Below are 25,746 nucleotides of genomic sequence, written 5' to 3' on the forward strand. Positions count from 1 at the left end.
TCCCAGGAGCGCTCCATGGCACGCACCAACCCGATGCACCTCCTGAAGCGTCTCGCCGCCGAGCACGCCGACGCCCGGCGGCTGTCCCTGCCCGTCGACGAGCTCAGAGGCATGAGAGCCGACGCCCTCGGGCGCCGCTCCCTGCTCACGTACGCGGCCGCCGCCGGTCTCGCCGTCGGCGCCGCCGGGGCCGCCGGCCTGGGCGGGGCCGTCCCCGCCCGCGCCGCCACCCCGGACCCGCCCGTCAAGAGCACCGCCAGGGTCGCCGTCGTCGGGGCCGGGATATCCGGCCTCACCGCCGCGCTCACCCTCCAGGACGCCGGCCTGAGCCCCGTCCTCTACGAGGCCAATCCCTCGCGGGTCGGCGGCCGCATGTGGACCCAGCGCACCCACTGGGCGTACGGCCAGACCTCCGAGATCGGCGGAGAGCTGATCGACACCAGCCACAAGAAGATCCTTGAGCTCTGCCGCCGCTTCGACCTCGACGTCGAGGACTTCCTCGGCGGCGGACCCAACGGAGCCGAGGAGGTCCTCTGGTTCGACGGCGCCTACTACCCGCGCCACCAGGCCGACGAGGACTTCAACGGGGTCTACCAGGCGCTGCGCCGCCACCTCTCCGAGGCGGGCGAGGTCTTCTGGAACCAGACCACCCCCACCGGTACCGCCCTCGACGACATGTCCGTGTACGAGTGGATCGAGACCCGGGTCCCGGGCGGCCACTCCTCGCCCCTCGGCAAGTTCATCGACGTCGCCTACAACGTCGAGTACGGCGCCGACACCACCGAACAGTCCTCACTCGCCCTCGTCCTGCTCATGGGCTACCAGACCAATCCGGGCAACTTCAACATCTGGGGCCTGTCCAACGAGCGGTACCACATCGTCGGCGGCAACGATCAGCTCCCGAACGCCATCGCCGGGGCCCTCGCCCCCGGCACCCTGCGCCGGGGCTGGTCCCTGACCGCCGTACGAGCCAACGCCGACGGCACGCAGACGCTGACCTTCACCGAGGCCGGCGCGACCCGGACCGTCACCGCCGACCACACGATCCTCTGTCTCCCGCTGCCGGTCCTGCAGCAGCTCGACCTCTCCCAGGCGGGCTTCGACCCGCTCATGCGGAACCTGCTGCGAGACGCCCGCATGGGCCACTGCACCAAGCTCAACATGCAGTTCGGCACCCGCCCCTGGCGCGGCACCGGCCCCTGGCCCGGGGTCTCCGCCGGAGACTGCTTCACCGACAGCGAGGTCCAGCAGACCTGGGACACCACCAAGCTCCAGGGCGGCACCGGCGGCATCCTCATCCAGTACGGCGGGGGCAGCCTGGCCCGGAACCTGAACCCGGCCGGGCCGTTCTCCACCGAGTCCGACCCGTACGTGCGCGGCCTCGTCACCCGCTACCTCGCGGGCATCGACGCCTTCTTCCCCGGCACCTCCCGCGCGTACACGGGCCGCGCCCAGCTTTCCGCCTGGCACAAGAACCCGTACGCGCTCGGCGCGTACTCCTGTTGGCCCGTCGGCTACCTCCACAGGTACGCGGGGTACGAGGGCACGGCACAGGGGAACGTCCACATCGGCGGCGAGCACTGCAGCTACGACTTCCAGGGCTTCATGGAGGGCGGGGCCACGGAGGGCGAGCGGGCCGCCAAGGAGGTGATCGACGCGCTGCGGTGAGCCGGCTCAGCCGGCCGGCACGATGTTCTGGTTGAAGCGGAACACGTTGTCGGGGTCGTACTCGGCCTTCACGGCGGCGAGCCGGCGGTAGTTCTCCTCACCGAAGGAGGAGACGATCCGCTGCTCGCCCTCGGCGCCGATGAAGTTCAGGTACGTCGCGTCGAGGGCCCACGGCCGCGCGTCGGCCCGCACGTCGTGGACCCACTGCTTCGCCTGCTCGTCGTACGCGGGGTCCTCCCAGGTCGCGAACGGGTGGACCGCCCAGGGGGCGGTGCGCCACGGCTGCGGGTACCCGGAGGACCCCGCGGCCACGGCCCCGCCCATCAGGAACAGCACGTGCTGGGTGGCGGTCGACGCCGGGATCCGCGCACCGCGGTCGCAGAAGACGTCCACGGCCTCGTCGGGGAAGTCCCGCAGGTACTCGGCCGACCAGTAGTTCCGCAGCCCCGGCGGATCGTCGAGCATCGACTGCAGGTCCACGTACGGGATGTCCGTGACGACCTCGACAACGGGCTTCAACGCGAACAGCGGCGCCGCGAACTCACGGAGCTCGGAGACCGGGCCGGTGTACGTGAACAGTGTCCCGCAGACCAGCCTGCCGACCAGCTCCTCGGGAACGAACGGCTCCGGGGGCGCGGGCATGTAGATCGCGCCGCCGCCCATCTCGTCCGGCGCGCGGGCGCCGAGATCGCGGAAGGTGCGCACCACCTCGGGCGCGTTGTCGGGCAGGAAGAACAGCATCGCGACGCTCATCCGGGGCAGCGGGTGCAGCCGCATCGTCAGCGAGGTCGCCACCCCGAAGTTGCCGCCGCCGCCGTGCAGCGCCCAGAACAGCTCCGGGTTCTCCTCCGCGTCCGTGTGGACGTGCTTGCCCTCGGCGGTGATCAGGTCGGCGGCGAGCAGGTTGTCGCTGGCAAGACCGAACTTCCGCTCCAGCCAGCCCGAGCCGCCGCCCAGCGTGAACCCGCCGACGCCCGTGGTGGACACCCGCCCGCCGGTGGTCGCCACGTGGAACGGCTGGCACGCGTGGTCCAGGTGGGCCATGGTCGCCCCACCCTCCACCCGTACCGTCATGTCCTCCGGGTCCACGACGACACCGTGCATCCGGCGGAGGTCGACGATCAGCGCGCCGTCGATCATGGAGGCCCCGGCGACGCTGTGCCCGCCGCCGCGCACCGCGATCGGCAGCTCGGCCTCGCGGCCGAACAGGATCGCGTTGGACACGTCGGCCTGGCCTGCACACTGGGCGATCACCGACGGGCGCCGGTCGATCATGCCGTTGTGCAGCGCACGCGCCTCGTCGTAGCCCGGATCGCCGGGGACGAGCACCTCACCGGCCAGGTCCTCGACCAGTCCGGCAAGGGCGCTTTCGGAGACGTGGGGACCCATCAGAGCCCCCCCTTCGTACGGGGGACGGGACCCTCTCATCGTAGGTCCGGGTGCTGTCCCCCGCGCGGGGCTGCGTCAGCCGCCGTACGCCCCGCTGGCCGTCAGGCGCAGCGCGGTGTCGATCAGCGGGACGTGGCTGAACGCCTGCGGGAAGTTCCCCACCTGGCGCTGGAGCCGCGGGTCCCACTCCTCGGCGAGCAGCCCGAGGTCGTTGCGGAGGGAGAGCAGCTTCTCGAAGAGCGTGCGGGCCTCGTCGACCCGGCCGATCATCGCCAGGTCGTCGGCGAGCCAGAACGAGCAGGCGAGGAACGCGCCCTCGTCGCCCTCCAGACCGTCGACGCCGGCCTCCTCGCCGGCCGTCGGGTAGCGCAGCACGAAGCCGTCCTCCGTGGACAGCTCCCGCTGGATCGCCTCGATCGTGCCGATGACCCGCTTGTCGTCCGGCGGCAGGAAGCCCATCTGCGGAATCAGCAGCAGCGAGGCGTCGAGCTCCTTGGAGCCGTACGACTGCGTGAACGTGTTCCGCTCCGGGTCGTAGCCCTTCTCGCAGACGTCCCGGTGGATCTCGTCGCGCAGCTCGCGCCAGCGCTCCAGCGGGCCGTCGGCGTCCCCGGATTCGATGAGCTTGATCGTGCGGTCGACGGCCACCCAGGCCATCACCTTGGAGTGGGTGAAGTGGCGGCGCGGGCCGCGGACCTCCCAGATGCCCTCGTCGGGCTGGTCCCAGTGGGTCTCCAGGTACCTGATGAGCTTCAGCTGGAGCAGCGAGGCGTAGTCGTTGCGGGAGAGACCCGTCATGTGCGCGAGGTGGAGGGCCTCGGTGACCTCGCCGTAGACGTCCAGCTGGAGCTGGTTGGCGGCGCCGTTGCCGACCCGGACCGGGCCGGAGTTCTCGTACCCCGGGAGCCAGTCGAGCTCCGCCTCGCCGAGCTCCCGCTCGCCCGCGATGCCGTACATGATCTGGAGGTTCTCGGGGTCGCCCGCGACCGCGCGGAGCAGCCAGTCCCGCCAGGCGCGGGCCTCCTCGCGGTAGCCGGTGCGCAGCATCGAGGAGAGGGTGATCGCCGCATCCCGCAGCCAGGTGTAGCGGTAGTCCCAGTTGCGGACGCCGCCGATCTCCTCGGGCAGCGAGGTGGTCGGCGCGGCGACGATCCCGCCGGTCGGCGCGTACGTCAGCGCCTTCAGGGTGATCAGCGAGCGGACGACGGCCTCCCGGTAGGGGCCGTGGTACGTGCAGTGCTCGACCCACTCGCGCCAGAAGTCGGCGGTCGCCTCCAGCGAGCCCTCCGGGTCAGGCAGCGCGGGCGGCTCCTTGTGGGAGGGCTGCCAGGAGAGTGTGAAGGTGATCCGGTCACCGGGGGAGACGGTGAACTCGGAGTACGTGGTGAGGTCCTCGCCGTGCGTCTCCACGTCCGTGTCCAGCCACACCGAGTCGGGCCCGGCGACGGCGACCGTGCGCTCGCCGACCTTGTGGACCCAGGGCACGATCCGGCCGTAGCTGAAGCGCATCCGCAGCGCGGAGCGCATCGCGACCCGGCCGGAGACGCCCTCCACGATCCGGATGATCTGCGGGGCGCCGTCGCGCGGAGGCATGAAGTCCGTCACCCGGACCGTGCCGCGCGGGGTGTCCCACTCGGATTCCAGGATCAGCGAGTCGCCCCGGTAGCGGCGCCGGTCGGCCGGGGGCGGCTCGGCGTCCTCGGACACGGTGGGACCGACCCGCCAGAACCCGTGTTCCTCGGTGCCGAGCAGTCCCGCGAAGACCGCGTGGGAGTCGAAGCGGGGGAGACACAGCCAGTCGACGCTGCCGTCCCGGCAGACCAGGGCGGCCGTCTGCATGTCTCCGATGAGTGCGTAATCCTCGATGCGCCCGGCCACGTGCTTCACTCCAGTCGAACGGCCACGTCCGCCCCGTGGGGCGCTTGCTCGGATGCGCCGGCTGGGTGTCAGCCGGGTCTGGTTGTCTCAGCGGTCAAGGGATCGTCGACGAGCGCTCGCGCCGGCCGAGGTGGCGGGGTGGTGCCGCCGGCCGGCCTGCTCGGCGGGCAATGTCCGAGCAGAATACGTCGCACCCTAGTGACCCGGTGATCACGCGGGTAACGTCGCTGCTCCGATCGGGTGAACAGGCCCGTGACCCCGTCGATGCCCCACCTGACGAATCCCGCCCCACCCCCTTCCGTAGCCGTCCGTGTACACCCGACTGCCGCGTGTGGCCGGAAGCGGCCTCCCGATGTCGCTGATACCCTGGTACCCCGTGGACCGGTGGGAAACGGCGACAGCCGAGGACCCCGAAACCGCAGCGACGGCACCCCCCGATTCTTCCGGAGGGGACGCCGGTACGCACCTCCAGAACGCGACCACGGGAGCCCCCTCTTGGCGATGCCGCCCAACACCACGACGACCAAGCACATCTTCGTCACCGGGGGTGTCGCCTCCTCCCTCGGCAAGGGACTGACCGCCTCCAGCCTGGGTGCGCTCCTCAAGGCCCGAGGCCTGCGGGTCACGATGCAGAAGCTCGACCCGTACCTGAACGTCGACCCGGGCACGATGAACCCCTTCCAGCACGGCGAGGTGTTCGTCACCAACGACGGCGCCGAGACCGACCTGGACATCGGCCACTACGAGCGCTTCCTCGACGTCGACCTCGACGGCTCGGCCAACGTCACCACCGGCCAGGTCTACTCGCAGGTCATCGCCAAGGAGCGGCGCGGCGAGTACCTGGGCGACACCGTGCAGGTCATCCCGCACATCACCAACGAGATCAAGTCCCGGATCCGCCGCATGGCGACGGACGACGTGGACGTCGTCATCACCGAGGTCGGCGGCACCGTCGGCGACATCGAGTCCCTGCCGTTCCTGGAGACCGTCCGCCAGGTCCGCCACGAGGTCGGCCGCGACAACGTCTTCGTGGTGCACATCTCGCTGCTGCCCTACATCGGCCCCTCCGGCGAGCTGAAGACCAAGCCGACCCAGCACTCGGTCGCCGCCCTGCGCAACATCGGTATCCAGCCGGACGCGATCGTCCTGCGCGCCGACCGCGAGGTCCCGACCGCCATCAAGCGCAAGATCTCGCTGATGTGCGACGTCGACGAGGCCGCGGTCGTCGCCGCCATCGACGCCAAGTCGATCTACGACATCCCGAAGGTCCTGCACACCGAGGGCCTGGACGCCTACGTCGTCCGCAAGCTCGACCTGCCGTTCCGCGACGTGGACTGGTCCACCTGGGACGACCTGCTGGACCGCGTGCACAACCCCGACCACGAGGTCACCGTCGCGCTCGTCGGCAAGTACATCGACCTGCCCGACGCCTACCTCTCGATCACCGAGGCCATGCGGGCCGGCGGCTTCGCCAACAAGGCCCGGGTCAAGGTCAAGTGGGTCACCTCCGACGAGTGCAAGACGCCGGCCGGCGCCAAGAAGCAGCTCGGCGACGTCGACGCGATCCTCATCCCCGGCGGCTTCGGCGACCGCGGTGTGAACGGCAAGATCGGCGCGATCCAGTACGCCCGTGAGAACAAGGTGCCGCTGCTCGGCATCTGCCTCGGCCTCCAGTGCATCGTCATCGAGGCCGCGCGGAACCTCGCGGACATCCCGGACGCCAACTCCACCGAGTTCGACCCGGCCACCGCGCACCCCGTCGTCTCCACGATGGAGGAGCAGCTCGCGTACGTCGAGGGCGCCGGCGACCTGGGCGGAACGATGCGCCTGGGCCTGTACCCGGCGAAGCTCGCCGAGGGCTCGATCGTCCGCGAGGTCTACGACGACCAGCCGTACGTGGACGAGCGCCACCGCCACCGCTACGAGGTGAACAACTCCTACCGCGCGGAGCTGGAGAAGAAGGCCGGCCTGGTCTTCTCGGGCACCTCCCCGGACAACAAGCTCGTGGAGTACGTCGAGTACCCGCGCGAGATCCACCCCTACCTGGTCGCCACCCAGGCGCACCCGGAGCTCCGCTCCCGCCCGACCCGCCCGCACCCGCTCTTCGCGGGCCTGGTCAAGGCAGCCGTGCAGCGGCAGGAGGAAGCGCGCAAGACGGGCAAGACGGCCAAGTAACCGCCGGGCGTTAACGTTGCCGGGGTACGGGTCCTCACGGACGCGTACCCCGGCTTTCGTATGTGGGAGGACAGCACATGGAGTTGCAGGACACCCCGGAGGAGTGGCGGGTCGTGGCGACGACGACCCCCTTCCAGGGCAACAAGACCAGTGTCCGCACGGACGACGTGGTCATGCCGGACGGCACGGTCGCCCGCCGCGACTACCAGGTCCACCCCGGCTCGGTGGCCGTCCTGGCCCTGGACGAGCAGGACCGGGTCCTGCTGCTCAAGCAGTACCGGCACCCGGTGCGGCAGAAGCTGTGGGAGATCCCCGCAGGGCTCCTCGACGTGCCCGGCGAGAACCCGCTGCACGCCGCCCAGCGCGAGCTGTACGAGGAGGCCCACGTCAAGGCCGGGGACTGGCGGGTCCTGACCGACGTCTACACGTCCCCCGGCGGCTGCGACGAGGCCGTACGGATCTTCCTCGCGCGGGACCTCGCGGAGGCGGGGCGTGAGCGCTTCGAGGTCTCCGATGAGGAGGCCGACATGGAGCTCGCGCGGGTGCCGCTCGCGGAGCTCGTGCGCGGGGTCCTCGCGGGCGAGCTGCACAACAACTGCCTGGTGGTGGGCGTCCTGTCGCTGGCCGCCGCGCGCGCGGCCGAAGGCGTCGAGGCGCTGCGCCCGGCGGAGGCGCCCTGGCCGGCCCGCCCGTTCGAGGCGTAGCGGTGTGACCATCGGCTGATCCGATCGGGGGATGTGTCCGCCGCGCTCCACCGGGTCCGTGCCGCGCCCTGAACTACGCTCGGAATCACCCGTGCGGAGACCCCCGCGGGATCGGCTCGTGCGCAGGTGGACGGGAGCGTGGCCCGTGACGGATCAGGCGGTGGCGGCGGCCGTGGGCCGGCGGTTCTTCGGCCGGCAGCGGGAGTTGAAGGCCCTGCGCGCCGACATCGAACGGACCGGCCTCGACACCCTCACGGGCCGCAAGGCACCCCGGGCCCGGGTCCTGCTCGTCGCCGGCAAGCCGGGCTCCGGGCGCACCGCCCTCGCCGAGGAGCTGGCCGACGGGCTCGCCGACCGCTACCCCGACGGGGTGTTCCGCGCCCGGCTCACCGAGCCCGGTGGCGACCCCGTGCCCACCGCCCGCGTCGCCCAGGAACTCCTGGCCGCGCTCGGCGTGGCCGAGCCGCCCGGCGCCGGCGAGGACGAGCTGACCGAGCTGGTCCGCCACGCCCTCGCCGGGCGCCGGGCCGTCCTGATCCTCGACGACGCCGTCGACGCCGAGCAGGCCGACCCGCTGATCCCCGACGACCCCGACACCCTGGTGGTCGGGGTGTCGCGCGGGCCGCTCACCGGCATCCCCGACGTACGGCCCTGCACCCTCGGCGGACTCGACCCCAAGTCGGCCATCGAGCTGCTCACCGCCTTCACCGGTTCCGTCCGCATCACCGTCGACCCGCAGGCCGCCGAGAGCCTCGTCGAGGAGTGCGGGGGCATGCCTGGCGCGGTCGTCCTCGCCGGGGGCTGGCTCGCCGCCCGCCCCAAGGCCTCTGTCGCCGACCTCGCGAAGCAGCTCCGCGGGCTGAGCGGTGACCCGCTCACCCGGACCTTCCTCCTCGCCCACGAGGCGCTGCCCGCGACCGCCGCCCGGATACTGCGATTCCTCTCCCTGGCCCCGCTCGGCCGGGCCGACGCCCACACCGCCTCCGCCCTGGCCGGCTGCTCGGTCTCCGCGGCGGCCACCACCCTCGCCGACTTCGCCGCCCTGGGGCTCGTCTCCGGTGGCGAGGACGGGCAGTACGAGGTCCCCGGCCATCTCGTCCCCCTCCTTCGCGCTCGGCTGGAGGAGCGCGACCGGCCCGCCGAGGTGCAGCTCGCCCGGGCCCGGATGCTGGAGCGGACCGTACGGCTCCTCCAGTCGTGCCGTGCGGTCACCGAACCCGAGGGCTCGGCCGCCCGGCTGAAACTGGCCGGTCTGCCGCGCGCCCTGCGCTTCCCGAACCGGGACGCCGGGGCCGACTGGCTCCGCTCCCGCCGGCCCGTCCTGCTCGCCTCCGCCCGCCTCGCCGTCGCCGACGGGGAGCTCGACACCCTGGCCCGCCGCCTGATCGCCTCCCTGGTCAGGGCGCTGGCGGCGCACCGGGGCGCCGAGGCGGCGGCGCCCGAGCTGTACGGCCTCCATCAGCTGGTCCTGGACGTGGCCGAGCGGCGCGGACTGCACCGCGAGCGGGCGGCCGCCCTGCTGAACCTGGCCGATCTCGATGCGAAGACCGGACGCACGAAGGACGCTCTGCTGCGATATCGGTTGGCTTTGGATGCCGGGAGGGCAGCAAATGATCCGTATGCCACCGGTCGCGCAATGGAATCCGTAGGTGGCTCGTATCAAGAGCTGGGGGACTGGCAGCGCGCCGGCGACTGGTACGGGCGGGCGCTCGCCCAGCGCCTCGCCCGGGACGAGCGCCCCGACCAGGCCCGTCTGTACGGCCGCCTGGGCGCCGTACAGACGTACGCGGGGCGGTACGGCGAGGCGCTGCGGAACTGGCGGGCCGCCGCCGCCGGCTACCGCAGGCTCGCCGATCTCCCGGGCCACGCGCGGGCGTTGAGCGAGGCGGCCCGGGTCCAGGAGTACGCGGGGCGGCCCGAGGAGTCGCTGCGGACCTGCGAGGAGGCGGTGGAGTGGGCCCGGCGGGCGCAGGACACCCGGCTCCAGGCGGCGCTCCAGCTGCGGCTCGCGGACACCCTCGACCGGCTCGGCGACCCGGCCGCCGCCAGGCTGCACAGGGCCGCAGCCGAGCGATTGCTGGAAACGGAAGGCGCAGCCTACGAAATCCGCAGTGGGTTCGAGAAAGATTAGTACTTTGAAAGGCTAGACACCGGGAACTCCTTCATTAGACTGGGTCCGCCGCGTTCGAACGTGGTCTGCCCCGGTGCGCCGCAGTGCATCCGGGTATGTATCGAAGTACCCCAGTTGTCTCCCCCAGATTCAAGGACCGTGATCGACGATGAAGGTCGGCATCCCCCGCGAGGTCAAGAACAACGAGTTCCGCGTGGCCATCACCCCTGCCGGTGTCCACGAGCTCGTCCGCAACGGCCACCAGGTCTTCATCGAGCAGAACGCCGGTGTCGGCTCCTCGATCACGGACGAGGAGTACGTCGCCGCCGGCGCCGAGATCCTCGCCACCGCCGACGAGGTCTGGGCCACCACCGACCTGCTGCTCAAGGTCAAGGAGCCCATCGCGGAGGAGTACCACCGCCTCCGCAAGGACCAGACGCTCTTCACGTACCTGCACCTCGCCGCCTCCCGCGAGTGCACGGACGCGCTGCTGGAGTCCGGCACCACCGCCATCGCCTACGAGACCGTCGAGACCGCGAACCGCGCCCTGCCGCTGCTCGCCCCGATGTCCGAGGTCGCGGGCCGCCTGGCCCCGCAGGTCGGCGCCTACCACCTGATGCGCTCGGTCGGCGGCCGTGGCGTCCTGCCCGGCGGCGTCCCCGGCACCCACGCCGGCGAGTGCGTCGTCATCGGCGGCGGCGTCTCCGGCTGGAACGCCACGCAGATCGCCGTCGGCATGGGCTTCCACGTGACCCTGCTCGACCGCGACATCAACAAGCTCCGCGAGGCCGACAAGATCTTCGGCACCAAGGTGAAGACGATCGTCTCCAACGCCTACGAGCTGGAGAAGGCCGTCGTCGAGGCCGACCTCGTCATCGGCGCCGTCCTCATCCCGGGTGCCAAGGCCCCGAAGCTGGTCACGAACGAGCTCGTCGCCAAGATGAAGCCCGGAAGTGTCCTTGTCGACATTGCGATCGACCAGGGCGGTTGCTTCGAGGACTCCCACGCGACCACCCACGCCGAGCCGACCTTCCAGGTCCACAACTCGGTCTTCTACTGCGTCGCCAACATGCCGGGCGCGGTCCCGAACACCTCCACCTACGCCCTCACCAACGCCACGCTGCCCTACATCGTGTCGCTGGCGAACAACGGCTGGGTCGAGGCGCTGCGCCGCGACGCCGCGCTCGGTCTGGGCCTCAACACCCATGACGGCAAGGTGGTTTACAAGGAGGTCGCCGAGGCGCACGGCCTCGACCACGTCGAGCTGAGCACCCTCCTGGCCTGACCCCCGAGGCGCCGCCGTCAACCGGTGCCGTCAATGCCACACACCCGGCCGGACCTTGTTCGACAAGGTCCGGCCGACTGTGCGTCCGGCCCCGTCCGGGGCCCGCGCAACTCGCCTCGAACGTAACCCTTTAACCGTTTCGCGCACCCCTGAAACGTGTGGATGCATGCCTGCGCACCCTTGACAGAGACGTGTTCGGTTGCCGACACATCCGGCCGGGTCCGGCGGATTGTGTTGCTGCGGAGCGGTGACACGCCATAGAGTCGCCAACCGTCGGCATGGTGCCACGCTGACCTATCGATAAATGTTCCTGGTGACATCCAAGGAGGTAAGACGACTTGTGAATGAGTCGACAATTACTCCCGGGAGCGGTGCGCCAGGTGCCCCGATCGGCTCCGTCGCGGTGCGGACCTTCGCGACGCACCAGCCCATGACGACAGCCCACACGATGAAGACGATGGACGGCCTACACGTGAACGCCACGGCCGGCAACGAGATGGGCCGAGAGTCCACCCACTTCGCCGCCTTTGACGAGGTGCCCGAGGGGCACTTCTACGACCCCGACGCCGAGTACGAGCCCGACCCGGAGTACGCGGCCACCCTCGCACCCGACGCTGCCCGCCAGCGCCGCGAGCGGATCGGCCCCACCGGACGGCCGCTGCCGTACTTCCCGATCCCGGGTCCCCTGACCGACCACGGACCCGCGAAGATCATCGCGATGTGCAACCAGAAGGGCGGCGTCGGCAAGACCACGTCGACCATCAACCTGGGTGCCGCGCTCGCCGAGTACGGACGACGGGTGCTGCTCGTCGACTTCGACCCGCAGGGAGCCCTGTCGGTCGGTCTCGGCGTGAACCCGATGGAGCTCGACCTCACCGTCTACAACCTGCTCATGGAGCGGGGCATGTCGGCGGACGAGGTACTCCTCAAGACCGCCGTTCCCAACATGGACCTGCTGCCGAGCAACATCGACCTCTCGGCCGCCGAAGTCCAGTTGGTCAGCGAGGTCGCGCGCGAGTCGACGCTCCAGCGCGCCCTGAAGCCGCTGATGAACGACTACGACTACATCGTGATCGACTGTCAGCCCTCGCTCGGCCTGCTGACCGTGAACGCCCTGACGGCGGCTCACAAGGTCATCGTGCCGCTGGAATGCGAGTTCTTCGCCCTGCGCGGAGTGGCGCTGCTGACCGAGACGATCGAGAAGGTCCAGGAGCGGCTCAACCCCGACCTGGAGCTCGACGGCATCCTCGCCACGATGTACGACTCGCGGACCGTGCACAGCCGTGAGGTGCTCGCGCGCGTCGTCGAGGCCTTCGACGACCACGTCTACCACACGGTCATCGGGCGGACGGTGCGCTTCCCGGAGACCACGGTCGCCGGCGAGCCCATCACCACGTACGCCTCGAACTCCGTGGGCGCCGCCGCCTACCGTCAGCTCGCCAGGGAGGTGCTCGCCCGGTGTCACGCCGAGTGAGTCTGCCCGGCGCCGACGAACTCTTCCGTACGACCGGGGGGACGGCGCTCCAGTCGTCCTCACCCCGCCGGGCCGTCCCGGCTCCGGCGGGTGAGAGCGACACGGCGGCGGCCGAGGGCTCCGCGGAACACGCGACGGCGGGCTCCGAGGCGGCCGAACCGCGCGCCAGGACGGCGGAGCCGGAGAGCCCCGCCCCGAAGCCGGCGAACGCGGCGCAGGTGCCGGCCCCGGCCGCCCGGCGGCGCGGCGGCCGTACCCCGAACCGGCGGCCCAGCGGCCGCGAGCGCCACGACGAGAAGATCACGGTCTACGTCTCCGCCGAGGAGCTCATGGACCTGGAGCACGCCCGGCTGGTCCTCAGGGGCGAGCACGGTCTCGCCGTCGACCGGGGCCGGATCGTCCGGGAGGCCGTCGCCGTGGTCCTGGCGGACCTGGAGTCCCGCGGCGACGCGAGCATCCTCGTACGCCGCCTGCGCGGCCGCTGACGGTAGCCTGCGGGCTGCCGAGCTCTCCGTACCTCCTGGAACCCCATGCACCACGTCTCTGACGAAACGTCCCGCCCGCCGGGCCGCCGCCCCCTGGGCCGCGGCCCGGGCGCGACGGTGCCGGCGGGGCCTCCGGTGGGGTCATCGGCGGGGGAGCCCGTACCCGCCGCTCCCGCCGCTCCCGCCGCTCCCGCTGCTCCTCCGGTGGACGCCGAGCCCGGCGACGGGCGGTTCACGGTGCGTCTCGCGAACTTCGAGGGGCCCTTCGACCTGCTCCTCCAGCTGATCACCAAGCACAAGCTCGACGTCACCGAGGTCGCCCTCTCCCAGGTCACCGACGAGTTCATGGCGCACCTCCGCGCCCTGGGCCCCGACGGCGACCTCGACCAGACCACCGAGTTCCTCGTCGTCGCCGCCACGCTGCTCGACCTCAAGGCCGCCCGGCTGCTCCCCGCCGCCGAGGTGGAGGACGAGGCCGACCTCGCCCTCCTGGAAGCCCGCGATCTGCTCTTCGCCCGCCTCCTCCAGTACCGCGCGTACAAACGGATCGCGGAGATCTTCCAGGACCGCTGGGAGGCCGAGGGCCGCCGCCACCCCCGTACCGTCGGACTCGAACCGCACCACGCCGAGCTGCTCCCCGAGGTCGTCATCTCCATCGGGGCCGAGGGCTTCGCCAGGCTGGCGGTCAAGGCCATGCAGCCCAAGGCCGAGCCCCAGGTGTACGTCGACCACATCCACGCTCCGCTCGTCAGCGTCCGCGAGCAGGCCGCCGTGGTCGTCGCGCTGCTGCGCGAGCGCGGTACGGCCCTCTTCCGGGAGCTGATCGAGGACGTCGGGGACGACACCCTCACCGTCGTCGCCCGCTTCCTCGCCCTCCTGGAGCTCTACCGGGAGAAGGCCGTCGCCCTCGACCAGGAGACGGCCCTGGAGGACCTCACGGTCTCCTGGACCGGCGGGGAGGCGGACCCGTCCGGGGCCGTGACCGACGAGTTCGACCAGGAGACCGCCGCATGAGCGACCTCAAGCCCTCCCTCGAAGCCGTCCTGATGGTCGTCGACGAACCCGCCACCGAGCTGCACCTCGCCAAGGTCCTGGACCGCACCCCGCGCGAGGTGGCCGACGCCCTGCACGAGCTGGCCGACGAGTACACGGTCCAGGGGCGCGGCTTCGAGCTGCGGCGGGTGGCCGGCGGCTGGCGCTACTACACGCGAGCCGCCCACGCCGCGGCCGTCGAGGCCTTCGTGCTCGACGGGCAGCAGGCCCGGCTCACCCAGGCGGCCCTGGAGACCCTCGCGGTCGTCGCGTACCGCCAGCCGGTCAGCCGTTCCCGGGTCTCCGCGGTCCGCGGGGTCAACTGCGACGGGGTCATGAGGACCCTTCTCCAGCGGGGTCTGGTGGAGGAGGCGGGCGCGGAACCCGAAACAGGTGCGATCCTGTACAGGACGACGAACTATTTTCTGGAGCGGATGGGCCTGCGCGGCCTGGACGAACTCCCCGAGCTCGCGCCTTTCCTCCCCGAGGCGGAGGCGGTCGAGCCGGACTCCCTGGAAGGCGTCCCGTCGTTCGATCCGGACGCAGACGTAGACGACAAGACGGAAATTTGATGCGAAGCAGCAGCGGCAGGAACAGCAGCGGAAACAACGGCGGGAGCCGTGGTGGCAACAGCGGCGGCCGCGGCGGCAGCGGCGGTGGCCGCGGCGGCAGCAGCAGCGGCGGCGGTGGCCGTGGCGGCAGCAGCGGCGGCGGCGCCGGTCGTGGTGGCAGCGGTGGCGGCGGTGGCCGTGGTGGCAGCGGTGGCGGCGGCTACCGCGGCGCCGGCGGCGGCCGCGACGACAGGCAGGGCGGCGGCAGCAGCAGCAGGCCGCGCAACCCGCGTCCCGAAGAGCGCCAGTACGACGTCCCCGGCCTCGGCGGCTCCGCCGGCGGCCCCAAGAGCGGCCGCGGCGCCTCCGCGCGCGGTGGCGCCAAGGGCGGCCCCCGGCAGTCCCCGCAGCGCGGTGGCGGCCGTACCGAGCCGTCCCGCTCGCGCGAGTACGACGCCCGCACGGAGGAGCGCAACCGGGAGCGGTACGCCGGCAAGCCGGAGATCAAGACCCCCAAGACCTTCCCCGGCGCCGAGCAGGAGGGCGAGCGTCTGCAGAAGGTCCTCGCCCGTGCCGGCATGGGCTCGCGGCGTGCCTGCGAGGAGCTCATCGAGCAGTCCCGCGTCGAGGTCAACGGCCAGATCGTGATCGAGCAGGGCATGCGCGTCGACCCGGAGAAGGACGAGATCAAGGTGGACGGCCTGACCGTCGCCACCCAGTCCCACCTCTTCTTCGCGCTGAACAAGCCCTCCGGCGTCGTCTCCACCATGGAGGACCCGGAAGGCCGCCAGTGCCTCGGCGACTACGTCAACAACCGTGAGACCCGGCTCTTCCACGTCGGCCGGCTCGACACGGAGACCGAGGGCATCATCCTGCTCACCAACCACGGTGAGCTGGCCCACCGCCTCACGCACCCCAAGTACGGCGTGAAGAAGACCTACCTCGCCGCCATCACCGGCCCGCTGCCCCGCGAGGTCGGCCGGATGCTCAAGGACGGCATCGAGCTGGAGGACGGGTACGCCCGCGCCGACCACTTCCGCGTCGTCGAGCAGACCGGCAAGAACTACCTGGTCGAGGTCACGCTGCACGAGGGCCGCAAGCACATCGTGCGCCGGATGCTGGCCGAGGCCGGCTTCCCGGTCGACAAGCTGGTCCGTACGGCCTTCGGTCCGATCTCGCTGGGTGACCAGAAGTCGGGCTGGCTGCGCCGTCTGACCAATACCGAGGTCGGCATGCTGATGAAGGAAGTCGGGATGTAGTTCCCGCCCCTCCGCGAGAGGCCCGTGACCGCAGGTCGGTCACGGGCCTCTTTCGTGCCTTCTCGTGCTTGTGGCCGGGCCCCGTCTCCATTTATAGTCAGAGTGACTCTTAAGGAAGGGGGCGGCGTGAAGCACTACGGCCACGGTCTCGTTCTCGGCGGCTTCTCTCCGCCGCACGCCGGCCACCACCACCTCGTCCGCACCGCGCGCGAGCGGTGCGACCGCCTCACCGTGCTCGTCTGCGGCATCTCGGCCGAGAGCCTGCCCCTGGCCGACCGCGTCGCCTGGATGCGCGAGATCCACCCCGACGCCCTCGTCGTCGGAGCCGTCGACGACAGCCCCGTCGGCCTGTGGGACGCAGTGCCCGAGCGTGTCGACGCCGTCTTCGTCGCGGAGCCCTACGGGGAGTCGTACGGGGACGAGCTCGGCCGCCGTTTCGGCGCGGAGTCCGTCACCGTCGACCCCGACCGCACCCGCTTCCCCGTCTCCGGCGCCGCCGTCCGCGCCGACCTCGCCGGCTCCTGGGACTTCCTGGAGCCGCCGGTCCGCGCCGCGCTCACCCGACGCGTCGTCGTCCTCGGCGCCGAGTCCACCGGCACCACCACCATGGCCCTCGCCCTCGCCGACCACTACCGGCGGCGGGGCGGAGTCTGGGCCCGCACCCGGTACGTACCGGAGTACGGGCGCGAGTACCGCGCGCTCAAGCTCGCCGAACTCCGGGCCGAACGCCCCGGCGCCACCCGGTCCGACGTCACCTTCCGCTCCTCCGACTTCCCCGTCATCGCGCGGCGGCAGGCCGAACTGGAGGAGGAGGCGGCCCGCGACGGCTCGCCCGTGCTCGTCTGCGACACCGACGCCTTCGCCACCACCATCTGGCACGAGCGGTACACGGGCACCGCGAGCGCCGAGACCGGGGAGGTCGCCGCCCACGGCCGCCAGCACCTCTGGCTGCTCACCGACCACCGGGGCGTCGAACTCGAGAACGCAGAGGGCACAGAGGGCACGGCACCGCGCGACGCGGAGCGCCTGCGGCCCTGGATGACCGCACGCTTTCTCACCCAGCTCGCCCACACCGGCCGCCGGACGGCCGTCCTCAGCGGCCCGCACGAGGAGCGGCTCGCGGCGGCCGTCGCCGCCGTCGACGCGCTCCTCGCCGAGAGCGGCCACCTCGCCGACCCCCTGCCGGAGCGCCGATGAACACCGCCCCGCCCGCACCGGGCGGCTACGACAAGTACGCCTTCGAGCCCTTCGCCGTCACCGTCGACCTTGCCGTCCTCACCGTCCGCGAGGAACGCCTGCACGTCCTCCTCGTCCAGCGGGGCCAGGAGCCGTACGCGGGGGAGTGGGCCCTGCCCGGCGGCTTCGTCCTGCCCCGCGAGTCCGCCGAGACGGCCGCCCGCCGCGAGCTCGCCGAGGAGACCGGACTGCCCGGGGCCACCGTCGCGGGACTCCACCTCGAACAGCTCCGCACCTACAGCGACCCCGACCGGGATCCCCGGATGCGGGTCGTCTCCGTGGCCTTCACCGCGCTCGTCCCCGGCCTGCCCGAGCCGCGCGGCGGCGGAGACGCGGCCGAGGCGCGGTGGCTGCCCTACGGCTCGTACGGGCCGCTGGGCTTCGACCACGACCGGATCCTCGCCGACGCCCGCGAACGCGTCGGCGCCAAGCTCGAGTACACCTGCCTCGCCACCGCCTTCTGCCCGCCCGAGTTCACCCTCGGCGAGCTCCGGCAGGTGTACGAGACGGTCTGGGGCGTCGAACTCGACCGCCCCAACTTCCGGCGCAAGGTCCTCACCACACCCGGCTTCGTCCGGGCGGTGGAAGGGCCGCCGCGCCGCACCGGCGGACGGGGGAAACCGGCCGCCCTCTACCGGGCGGGCGAGGCCACGGCCCTCCACCCGCCGCTCCTGCGACCGGAAGGACGACTCTCATGACCCTCACCCCGACCCGTACGGCGGTGAAGCAGGCCGCGACCGGATCCCTCGTCGGCCTCGCGCTCGGCGACGCGCTGGGCTTCCCGACCGAGTTCAAGGACGTGCCGGCGATCCTCGCCGCCTTCGGCCCCTGGCGGGAGATGGACCTCCCGCTCGCCCGGGGGACGGCGGTCGTCACCGACGACACCCAGATGACCCTCGCCTTCGCCCGGGGCATCCGCACGGCGATGGACCAGGGTGTCCTCGCCCCGGCGCGCCTCGCCCGGCCGGTCCGGGACGAGTTCGTCGACTGGTACCACTCCCCGGAGAACAACCGTGCCCCCGGCAACACCTGCCTGCGCGCCTGCCTGCTCCTCGACGGCGACCGGCCCTGGCAGGACGCCAGCCAGATCGGCTCCAAGGGCTGCGGCGCCAATATGCGGGTCGCGCCGATCGGCCTCGTCCCCGGGCTGAGCGAGGAGCAGCGCGCGGGTGCCGCCCAGCTCCAGGCGGCCCTCACCCACGGCCACCCCACCGCGCTCGCCGCCTCGGACCTCACCGCCCGCGCCGTGTACCTCCTCGCCCAGGGCGTGGACCCGGCCGGGCTCGTCGGACAGCTGCGCTCGTACGCGTACGAGAACCGCTCCCGCTACCACGAGCACTGGCTCGGCGACCTGTGGACCCGCTCCCAGGACCCCTCCGCCCGGCACTTCGTCGAGCGCGGCTGGGACGAGTGCCTGGCCGTCCTGGAGCGCCTGGACGCCGTCCAGCGCACGGCCGACCCGGAGCTCGACCCCTGCGCGTACACCGGCGACGGCTGGATCGCCGAGGAGGCCCTCGCGACCGGCCTGCTCTGCTTCCTCCTCTTCCCCGACAAGCCCCTCACCGCCCTGCGCAGGGCGGCCTGCACCCGGGGCGACTCCGACTCGATCGCCGCCCTCGCGGGCGCCTTCGCCGGCGCCCACCTGGGCGCGGACGCCTGGCCGAAGGAGTGGGCCGAGCGCGTCGAGTACCGGAGCGAACTGCTGACGTTCGGGGCGCTCTGGGACGCCTGAGCGGGGGCCGGCCGGCGCCCCGAGCGGGGCGCCGGGGCGTCAGGGCTTCAGAGCGAGGCGCGGCGGGCGCGGATCAGGAAGTCCTGGACACGGGCGTGGTCCGGGGCGGCGGGGAGCGGGCTCGTGTCGTGGGCACGGTCCGCCTCGTCCTGGAGGCGGTTCATCCAGGACTCGACCTCCTGCCACGGCACCTCGCCCCGCTTGACCGCGAGGAGGCGGTCGCGCTCCTCGCCGACGTCGACGCGGAGTTCGCCCGTGCGCAGCAGGTCGCGGCAGCTCGTCAGCAGCCGCAGCAGGTGCATCGCGTGCTTCCAGCGCGGGTGTCCGTGCAGGCGGACGTCCGCGTCCAGCTTGCGGCGCTGGCCGCCGGCGTAGCGGACGAAGGTCTGGTGGGCCTGCCGGGAGAGGAAGGCCCCGCGCAGGGAGAGGAGTTCGCGGCCCGTGTCGTCGACGCGGTCCACGACGGGGGAGTGCAGGCACTCCAGGACGTTCGGGTTGTTGCGCAGGGCCAGCTCGCAGAAGCGCTCCAGCTCCCAGCTGAACTGGTCCTCGCCCGGGCCCTCCACATGGGCCGGGGGCTTGTCGAACCGCCAGAAGAGCGGCGTCGGGGCGAGATAGACGCCCCGCACGTCGGTGTCGCTGCCCTCGGTCGCCAGACCGAAGGCGCGCGAACCCATCACGCAGGAGTAGATCGTGTGGTCGCGCACCAGCTCGTCCGGGGTCATGCGGGTGAGGCTACGCGAGGGTGATCGATTCCCCCGAGACATTGATCTGCTCGGCCGGCAGGGGGCGGGGAGCCGGTCCCGCCGCCACCGAGCCGTCGGCGATGCGGTACTTGGAACCGTGGCAGGGGCAGTCGATGGTGCCGTCCGCGACCTTGTTCACCAGACACCCCTGGTGGGTGCAGATCGCGGAGAAGGCCTTGAACTCGCCTGCGGTCGGCTGCGTGACGACCACCTTCGCCTCGGCGAAGACCGTGCCGCCGCCGACCGGGATCTCGGAGGTCGTGGCCAGCGGGGGAGCACCGGTCGGCGTGGGCGATGCGGGCGTCGTGGCCGATGTGGCCGGCGTCTCGGGAGTGGCGGACGTCGCGGGCGCGCTCGGCGTGGCCGGGGCACTGGTGGTCGTACCGCCGTCGCCCCCGCCGTCCGAGCCGCAGCCCGTCGTCAGGGCCGCGGCGGCGAACAGGACGGTACGGCGGTTCGTGGCGCTTGAAGTCATGGCGCCAGCTTGGCGGCGCCCCGGCCCGAGGTCCCGCAACACGCCTACGGGCGGGGCGTCAGCTCCCTCGCACGGCCGTCCGCGTCCCGGCGGACCTCCAGGACCGCCGTCACCGCGGCCCGCTCGATCGCTCCGTAGACGTGCGGGAAGAGCCGGCCCTCCGAGCCCTCCCAGCGGACCTCCCCGCTCAGCCGGGACTCGTCGATGACGAGGACCAGGAGCGGGCCGGTGGCGGACCGGTAGGGGCCGTCGGCGATCGCCAGGGCCGAGGGCTCGTCGGCCGAGCAGTGGACGAAGCCCTCGGCGGCGAGCGACGGCGGGGCGTAGGGGGCGGTCGGGTCGGCGGGGTCGGCGGACCAGTCGGCCTGCGGTACGACGTGCAGCAGCATGCCGACTGTTCTACCGCGTCTCTACGGCGTCTCTCCCGCGTCCGGGGTGTGTACACCGAGTGGCGGAATGAACCGGTATGAGTGAGATTAGGCGTGTTCCGTACCGGACGAAAGGCAGAACGATGGCGGGAAACGACCTCGGCAGTCTCCTCGGAAGCCTCCTCGGAGGCGGCGGCCAGGGCGGTAGCGGCGGTGCCGGCGGCATCCTCGGCTCCCTGCTCGGCGCCCTCGCGGGCGGCAAGAGCGGCGGTGGCTCCGACGGCGCGAACCCGCTCGGCGGACTCCTCGACATGCTGACGAAGTCCGGTCTCGTCGACCAGGCCCAGTCCTGGGTCGGCACCGGCGAGAACAAGCCCGTGAGCGGCGCTCAGATCGCCGGAGCCCTCCCGGACGACACCCTCCAGAAGGTCGCGGCGGACGCCGGCGTCAGCCCGCAGGAGGCCGCCGACCAGATCGCCCAGTCCCTGCCGCAGGCCGTCGACAAGCTGACCCCGAACGGCGCGGTGCCCCAGGGCTCCCTGGAGGACCTCATCCGCCAGCAGCAGCTCTAGAGGATCTCGAAGGCGCCCGCCCTCCGTCTCGGAAGGCGGGCGCCGCGACGCGCCCGTCCCCCGCTGACTAGGCTGAACGGAGCACTTGACGCAGGCGAAGGAGTACGACGTGGCGGTACGAGCGGTCCGAGGCGCCGTCCAGCTGGAGCGGGACGAGGCCGGACACATGCGCGAGCAGGTCGAGGAGCTGCTCACCGCCGTCCTCACGCGCAACGAACTCACCGCCGACGACCTCATCAGCATCTGGTTCACGGCCACGCCGGACCTGCACAGCGACTTCCCCGCCGCCGCAGCCCGGGGGATCGGCATCGTCGACGTACCCCTGATCTGCGCCCAGGAGCTCGACATCGAGGGCGCGATGCCGAGGGTCGTCCGGCTCCTCGCCCACGTCGAGACCGATCTGCCCAAGTCCCGGATCGCGCACGTCTACCTCGGTGCCGCGGCCGCCCTGCGCAAGGACATCGCCCAGTGAGAACAGCGCTCGTCATCGGCACCGGCCTGATCGGCACCTCCGCGGCGATCGCTTTGGCGAGCCGGGGCGTCACGGTCCACCTCCGCGACCACGACCCGGCGCGCGCCCAGACGGCCGCCGCGCTCGGCGCGGGCACCGACGAGGCGCCCGAGGGGCGCGTGGACCTCGCGATCGTCGCCGTGCCCCCCGCGCACGTCGCCGCGACCCTCGCCGAGGCGATGTCCGCGGGCCTCGCCCGCGGCTACCTGGACGTGGCGAGCGTCAAGGGAGGTCCGAAGCGGGAGCTGGAGGCGCTGGGCCTCGACCTCACCGCGTACATCGGTTCGCACCCGATGTCCGGCAAGGAGCGCTCGGGCCCGCTCGCGGCGACCGCGGACCTCTTCGAGGGACGGCCCTGGGTCCTCACCCCGACCCGTGACACCGACACCGAGGTCCTGAACCTCGCCCTGGAGCTCGTCGCCCTCTGTCGGGCCGTGCCCGTCGTCATGGACGCCGACGCCCACGACCGGGCCGTCGCCCTCGTCTCCCACACCCCGCAGCTGGTGTCGTCGATGGTCGCCGCGCGCCTGGAGGAGGCCGACGAGTCGGCCGTACGCCTCTGCGGGCAGGGCATCCGCGACGTCACCCGGATCGCCGCCTCCGACCCGCGCATGTGGGTCGACATCCTCTCCGCCAACCCGGGCCCCGTCGCCGACGTCCTCGCGGGCGTCGCCGCCGACCTCGACGAGACGGTCCGCGCCCTGCGCTCCCTCCTGTCCGTCGACGAGGACAAGCGCCGGGACGGTGCCTCCGGCATCGAGGACGTCCTGCGGCGCGGGAACGCCGGCCGGGCCCGCGTCCCCGGCAAGCACGGTGCCGCACCCACGGCCTACGAGATCGTCGCCGTCCTCATCAGCGACCAGCCGGGCGAGCTGGCCCGGATCTTCGCCGACGCGGGCCGTGCGGGCGTCAACATCGAGGACGTCCGCATCGAGCACGCCACCGGCCAGCAGGCGGGCCTGGTCCAGCTCATGGTCGACCCCGCGGCCGCCCCGGTCCTGGGCGCGGCCCTCCAGGAGCGCGGCTGGGCGCTGCGGACGCCCTGACGGTACGGGGCGGGGCTGACGGGTTCGCCGGAGCCCCTCCGGCACCGCCCCGGAGGGGGTCCGGAGCGGGTCCGACATGGGCTGGGCCGAACGGGTGCGTGGGACTCGGTAACCTTGTGGGGGCCCCTTGCATCTCCGCCGAGGCCCTACCGCTCCCCCAGGAAGGTGTTCCCACCGTGGAATCCGTGATCGTCGCCATCGACGGGCCGTCCGGCACGGGCAAGTCGAGCACCTCGAAGGCGGTCGCCGCCAAGCTGGGGCTGAGCTACCTCGACACCGGCGCCCAGTACCGGGCGATCACCTGGTGGATGATCAGCAACGGCGTCGACGTGACCGACGCCGAGGCCGTCGCCAACGCCGCCTCCAAGCCGGACATCGTCTCCGGTACGGACCCGGGCCGCCCCACCATCACGGTGGACGGTGTCGACGCCGCCGGTCCCATCCGTACCGAAGAGGTCACCTCGAAGGTCAGCGCCGTCAGCGCCGTGCCCGAGGTGCGGACGCGCATCACCGACCTCCAGCGGTCCATCGCGAAGGGCGCCGAGCTCGGCATCGTCGTCGAGGGCCGGGACATCGGCACCACCGTCCTGCCGGACGCCGACCTGAAGATCTTCCTCACCGCCTCGCCCGAGGCCCGTGCCGCCCGCCGCTCCGGCGAGCTCAAGGGCGCCGACGTGCAGGCGACGAAGGAAGCCCTGATCAAGCGGGACGCGGCCGACTCCGGCCGCAAGACCTCTCCGCTCGCGAAGGCCGGCGACGCCGTCGAGGTCGACACCACCGACCTCACCCTGGACCAGGTCATCGAGTGCGTCGTCACCCTGGTGGAGGAGAAGAGGGCGGGCGCGAAGTGACCCTGCCCTCCGCGAAGGGCGCCGTCGTCGGCCGACGCATCGGCATCGGCCTGATGTACGGCTTCTGGAAGCCGCGCGTCCTCGGCGCCTGGCGGGTACCGGCCTCCGGCCCCGTCATCCTCGCCGTCAACCACGCGCACAACATCGACGGCCCCATGCTCATGGGCACCGCACCGCGCCCGGTGCACTTCCTCATCAAGAAGGAAGCCTTCGTCGGGCCCCTCGGGCCCTTCCTGGAGGGCATCGGGCAGGTCAAGGTCGACCGCGACAGCACCGACCGGAACGCGATAGGCAACGCCCTGGGCGTCCTGGAGCAGGGCGGCGTCCTCGGCATCTTCCCCGAGGGCACCCGCGGCGAGGGCGACTTCGCCTCGCTGCGCGCCGGCCTCGCCTACTTCGCCGTCCGCAGTGGGGCGTCGATCGTTCCGGTCGCCGTCCTGGGAAGCACCGAGCGCCGCGGACGGTTGTTCAAGGCACTGCCTCCGCTGCGCGGCCGCGTCGACGTCGTCTTCGGCGACGCCTTCGAGGCGGGCGACGGATCAGGGCGTCGCACCCGCAAGGCGCTCGACGAGGCCACCGTACGGATCCAGGGACAGCTCACCGCTCACCTGGAAAACGCCAAGCGCCTCACCGGGCGCTGAGCGAGACTTTCAGTAGTGGGCCCCGCGGCTCGGGGACCCACCGACCACGAATGATCAAGGAACGGACTTCATGAACGACCAGCACGACCACGGGGCACTTGGCGACGCCGAGTACGCGGAGTTCATGGAGCTCGCCTCGGAAGAAGGCTTCGGCGCCGAAGAGATCGAGGGCGCGATCGAGGAGGCCGGGCACGGCCCCCTGCCCGTCCTCGCCGTCGTCGGCCGCCCGAACGTCGGCAAGTCGACCCTGGTGAACCGCATCATCGGCCGCCGCGAGGCCGTCGTCGAGGACAAGCCGGGCGTCACCCGCGACCGCGTCACCTACGAGGCCGAATGGGCCGGGCGCCGCTTCAAGGTCGTCGACACCGGCGGCTGGGAGCAGGACGTCCTCGGCATCGACGCCTCCGTCGCCGCCCAGGCCGAGTTCGCCATCGAGGCCGCCGACGCCTGTCTCTTCGTCGTGGACGCCACCGTCGGCGCCACCGACACCGACGAGGCCGTCGTCAAGCTGCTCCGCCGCGCCGGCAAGCCGGTCGTCCTCGCCGCCAACAAGGTCGACGGCCAGTCCGGCGAGGCCGACGCTGCCACGCTCTGGTCCCTGGGCCTCGGCGAGCCGTTCCCCGTCTCCTCGCTGCACGGCCGCGGCACCGGCGACCTCCTCGACGAGGTCCTGAAGAAGCTGCCCGAGGCCCCCGAGCAGCGCTTCGGCAACGCCGTCGGCGGCCCGCGCCGCATCGCCCTCATCGGCCGTCCGAACGTCGGCAAGTCCTCCCTCCTCAACAAGGTCGCGAACGAGGACCGGGTCGTCGTCAACGCGCTGGCCGGCACCACCCGCGACCCGGTCGACGAGCTCATCGAGCTCGGCGGCGTGACGTGGAAGTTCGTCGACACCGCCGGCATCCGCAAGAAGGTCCACCTCCAGTCGGGCGCGGACTACTACGCTTCCCTGCGGACCGCCGCCGCCATCGAGAAGGCGGAGGTGGCCGTCATCCTCATCGACACCACCGACAAGATCTCGGTCCAGGACCAGCGCATCATCACGATGGCCGTCGAGTCCGGCCGCGCCATCGTCATCGCCTACAACAAGTGGGACGAGCTCGACGAGGAGCGCCGCTACTACCTCGAGAACGAGATCGAGACCGAGATGCAGCAGGTCGTCTGGGCGCCCCGGGTCAACGTCTCCGCCAAGACCGGCCGCCACATGGAGAAGCTGGTCCCGGCCATCCAGACCGCCCTCGCCGGCTGGGAGACCCGCGTCCCCACCGGCCGGCTGAACGCCTTCCTCGGCGAGATCGTCGCGGCCCACCCGCACCCGATCCGCGGCGGCAAGCAGCCCCGCATCCTCTTCGGTACGCAGGCGGGCACCAAGCCGCCGCGGTTCGTCCTCTTCGCCTCGGGCTTCCTGGAGGCCGGCTACCGGCGCTTCATCGAGCGCCGTCTGCGCGAGGAGTTCGGCTTCGAGGGCACCCCGATCCACATCTCGGTGCGCGTGCGCGAGAAGCGCGGCCGGAAGAAGTAGTCGACAGCGCGGTGTGACGGACACGGCAGAGGGCCGGGG

General features: G+C 72.0%; 24 protein-coding genes. 19 read left to right on the forward strand and 5 right to left on the reverse strand.

Going from position 1 to position 25,746, the window contains the following annotated elements:
• Positions 1-15 precede the first annotated feature (15 nt).
• A complete protein-coding gene (locus OG357_RS30875) occupies positions 16-1,668 on the forward strand; it encodes a flavin monoamine oxidase family protein (RefSeq protein ID WP_329624253.1) in 1,653 nt (550 codons plus the stop codon).
• Positions 1,669-1,674: 6 nt separating this feature from the next.
• Here the strand turns inward: OG357_RS30875 and OG357_RS30880 are convergent, their stop codons facing one another.
• Both OG357_RS30880 and OG357_RS30885 read right to left on the reverse strand, forming a co-directional pair.
• On the reverse strand, positions 1,675-3,057 hold the full coding sequence (locus OG357_RS30880; RefSeq protein WP_329624254.1) for an FAD-binding oxidoreductase: 1,383 nt from the start codon (positions 3,055-3,057) through the stop codon (positions 1,675-1,677).
• Between the two features lie 75 nt (positions 3,058-3,132).
• On the reverse strand, positions 3,133-4,935 hold the full coding sequence (locus OG357_RS30885; RefSeq protein WP_329624255.1) for a glycoside hydrolase family 15 protein: 1,803 nt from the start codon (positions 4,933-4,935) through the stop codon (positions 3,133-3,135).
• 501 nt (positions 4,936-5,436) lie between these two features.
• On the opposite strand from OG357_RS30885, the gene OG357_RS30890 reads away from it, so the two are divergent.
• From OG357_RS30890 to OG357_RS30945, 12 genes are all read left to right on the forward strand, one after another.
• Positions 5,437-7,110, forward strand: coding sequence for a CTP synthase (locus OG357_RS30890; protein WP_329625748.1), 1,674 nt, complete (start codon positions 5,437-5,439; stop codon positions 7,108-7,110).
• 77 nt (positions 7,111-7,187) lie between these two features.
• Positions 7,188-7,814, forward strand: a complete 627-nt coding sequence (locus OG357_RS30895) for an NUDIX hydrolase (RefSeq protein WP_329624256.1) — start codon at positions 7,188-7,190, stop codon at positions 7,812-7,814.
• A 145-nt stretch (positions 7,815-7,959) separates the two neighbouring features.
• On the forward strand, positions 7,960-9,945 hold the full coding sequence (locus OG357_RS30900; RefSeq protein ID WP_329624257.1) for a tetratricopeptide repeat protein: 1,986 nt from the start codon (positions 7,960-7,962) through the stop codon (positions 9,943-9,945).
• A gap of 148 nt (positions 9,946-10,093) precedes the next feature.
• A complete protein-coding gene (ald, locus tag OG357_RS30905; protein WP_329624258.1) occupies positions 10,094-11,209 on the forward strand; it encodes an alanine dehydrogenase in 1,116 nt (371 codons plus the stop codon).
• 448 nt (positions 11,210-11,657) lie between these two features.
• Complete coding sequence (locus tag OG357_RS30910) at positions 11,658-12,683, forward strand: ParA family protein (protein ID WP_037631020.1); 1,026 nt, start codon at positions 11,658-11,660, stop codon at positions 12,681-12,683.
• Complete coding sequence (locus OG357_RS30915) at positions 12,680-13,168, forward strand: hypothetical protein (protein WP_329625749.1); 489 nt, start codon at positions 12,680-12,682, stop codon at positions 13,166-13,168. The genes OG357_RS30910 and OG357_RS30915 overlap by 4 nt, the downstream gene beginning before the upstream one ends.
• A gap of 45 nt (positions 13,169-13,213) precedes the next feature.
• A complete protein-coding gene (locus OG357_RS30920) occupies positions 13,214-14,182 on the forward strand; it encodes a segregation and condensation protein A (RefSeq protein ID WP_329624259.1) in 969 nt (322 codons plus the stop codon).
• The gene (scpB, locus tag OG357_RS30925; protein ID WP_329624260.1) at positions 14,179-14,772 is read left to right on the forward strand and encodes an SMC-Scp complex subunit ScpB; all 594 of its coding nucleotides are present in this window, start codon (positions 14,179-14,181) and stop codon (positions 14,770-14,772) included. Before OG357_RS30920 ends, scpB begins: the two co-directional genes overlap by 4 nt.
• Positions 14,772-16,010, forward strand: a complete 1,239-nt coding sequence (locus tag OG357_RS30930; protein ID WP_329624261.1) for a pseudouridine synthase — start codon at positions 14,772-14,774, stop codon at positions 16,008-16,010. The genes scpB and OG357_RS30930 overlap by 1 nt, the downstream gene beginning before the upstream one ends.
• Positions 16,011-16,136: 126 nt before the next feature.
• Complete coding sequence (locus OG357_RS30935; protein WP_329624262.1) at positions 16,137-17,207, forward strand: AAA family ATPase; 1,071 nt, start codon at positions 16,137-16,139, stop codon at positions 17,205-17,207.
• Positions 17,204-17,944, forward strand: a complete 741-nt coding sequence (locus OG357_RS30940) for an NUDIX hydrolase (RefSeq protein ID WP_329624263.1) — start codon at positions 17,204-17,206, stop codon at positions 17,942-17,944. The genes OG357_RS30935 and OG357_RS30940 overlap by 4 nt, the downstream gene beginning before the upstream one ends.
• On the forward strand, positions 17,941-18,978 hold the full coding sequence (locus tag OG357_RS30945) for an ADP-ribosylglycohydrolase family protein (RefSeq protein ID WP_329624264.1): 1,038 nt from the start codon (positions 17,941-17,943) through the stop codon (positions 18,976-18,978). Before OG357_RS30940 ends, OG357_RS30945 begins: the two co-directional genes overlap by 4 nt.
• A gap of 47 nt (positions 18,979-19,025) precedes the next feature.
• Here OG357_RS30945 and OG357_RS30950 read toward each other — a convergent pair whose 3' ends face one another.
• The 3 genes from OG357_RS30950 to OG357_RS30960 are packed head-to-tail and all read right to left on the reverse strand — an operon-like array spanning position 19,026 to position 20,588.
• Positions 19,026-19,703: a nucleotidyltransferase domain-containing protein gene (locus OG357_RS30950; RefSeq protein WP_329624265.1), complete on the reverse strand. Its 678-nt coding sequence runs from the start codon at positions 19,701-19,703 to the stop codon at positions 19,026-19,028.
• A 10-nt stretch (positions 19,704-19,713) separates the two neighbouring features.
• A complete protein-coding gene (locus OG357_RS30955) occupies positions 19,714-20,199 on the reverse strand; it encodes a Rieske (2Fe-2S) protein (protein ID WP_329624266.1) in 486 nt (161 codons plus the stop codon).
• A gap of 44 nt (positions 20,200-20,243) precedes the next feature.
• Positions 20,244-20,588, reverse strand: coding sequence for a DUF952 domain-containing protein (locus OG357_RS30960; RefSeq protein ID WP_329624267.1), 345 nt, complete (start codon positions 20,586-20,588; stop codon positions 20,244-20,246).
• 122 nt (positions 20,589-20,710) lie between these two features.
• On the opposite strand from OG357_RS30960, the gene OG357_RS30965 reads away from it, so the two are divergent.
• From OG357_RS30965 to der, 6 genes are all read left to right on the forward strand, one after another.
• Positions 20,711-21,139, forward strand: a complete 429-nt coding sequence (locus tag OG357_RS30965; protein WP_329624268.1) for a YidB family protein — start codon at positions 20,711-20,713, stop codon at positions 21,137-21,139.
• A gap of 109 nt (positions 21,140-21,248) precedes the next feature.
• Positions 21,249-21,611, forward strand: a complete 363-nt coding sequence (gene aroH, locus OG357_RS30970; RefSeq protein ID WP_329624269.1) for a chorismate mutase — start codon at positions 21,249-21,251, stop codon at positions 21,609-21,611.
• Positions 21,608-22,696 (forward strand): prephenate dehydrogenase, encoded by a 1,089-nt coding sequence (locus tag OG357_RS30975; RefSeq protein ID WP_329624270.1) that lies wholly within the window; start codon positions 21,608-21,610, stop codon positions 22,694-22,696. Before aroH ends, OG357_RS30975 begins: the two co-directional genes overlap by 4 nt.
• A 176-nt stretch (positions 22,697-22,872) precedes the next feature.
• On the forward strand, positions 22,873-23,547 hold the full coding sequence (cmk, locus tag OG357_RS30980; RefSeq protein WP_329624271.1) for a (d)CMP kinase: 675 nt from the start codon (positions 22,873-22,875) through the stop codon (positions 23,545-23,547).
• On the forward strand, positions 23,544-24,188 hold the full coding sequence (locus OG357_RS30985) for a lysophospholipid acyltransferase family protein (RefSeq protein ID WP_329624272.1): 645 nt from the start codon (positions 23,544-23,546) through the stop codon (positions 24,186-24,188). The genes cmk and OG357_RS30985 overlap by 4 nt, the downstream gene beginning before the upstream one ends.
• Before the next feature lie 70 nt (positions 24,189-24,258).
• Positions 24,259-25,707, forward strand: a complete 1,449-nt coding sequence (gene der, locus OG357_RS30990; protein WP_329624273.1) for a ribosome biogenesis GTPase Der — start codon at positions 24,259-24,261, stop codon at positions 25,705-25,707.
• Positions 25,708-25,746: the final 39 nt, after the last annotated feature.

Source organism: Streptomyces sp. NBC_01255, from assembly GCF_036226445.1.
In the GTDB taxonomy this organism is placed as follows: domain Bacteria; phylum Actinomycetota; class Actinomycetes; order Streptomycetales; family Streptomycetaceae; genus Streptomyces.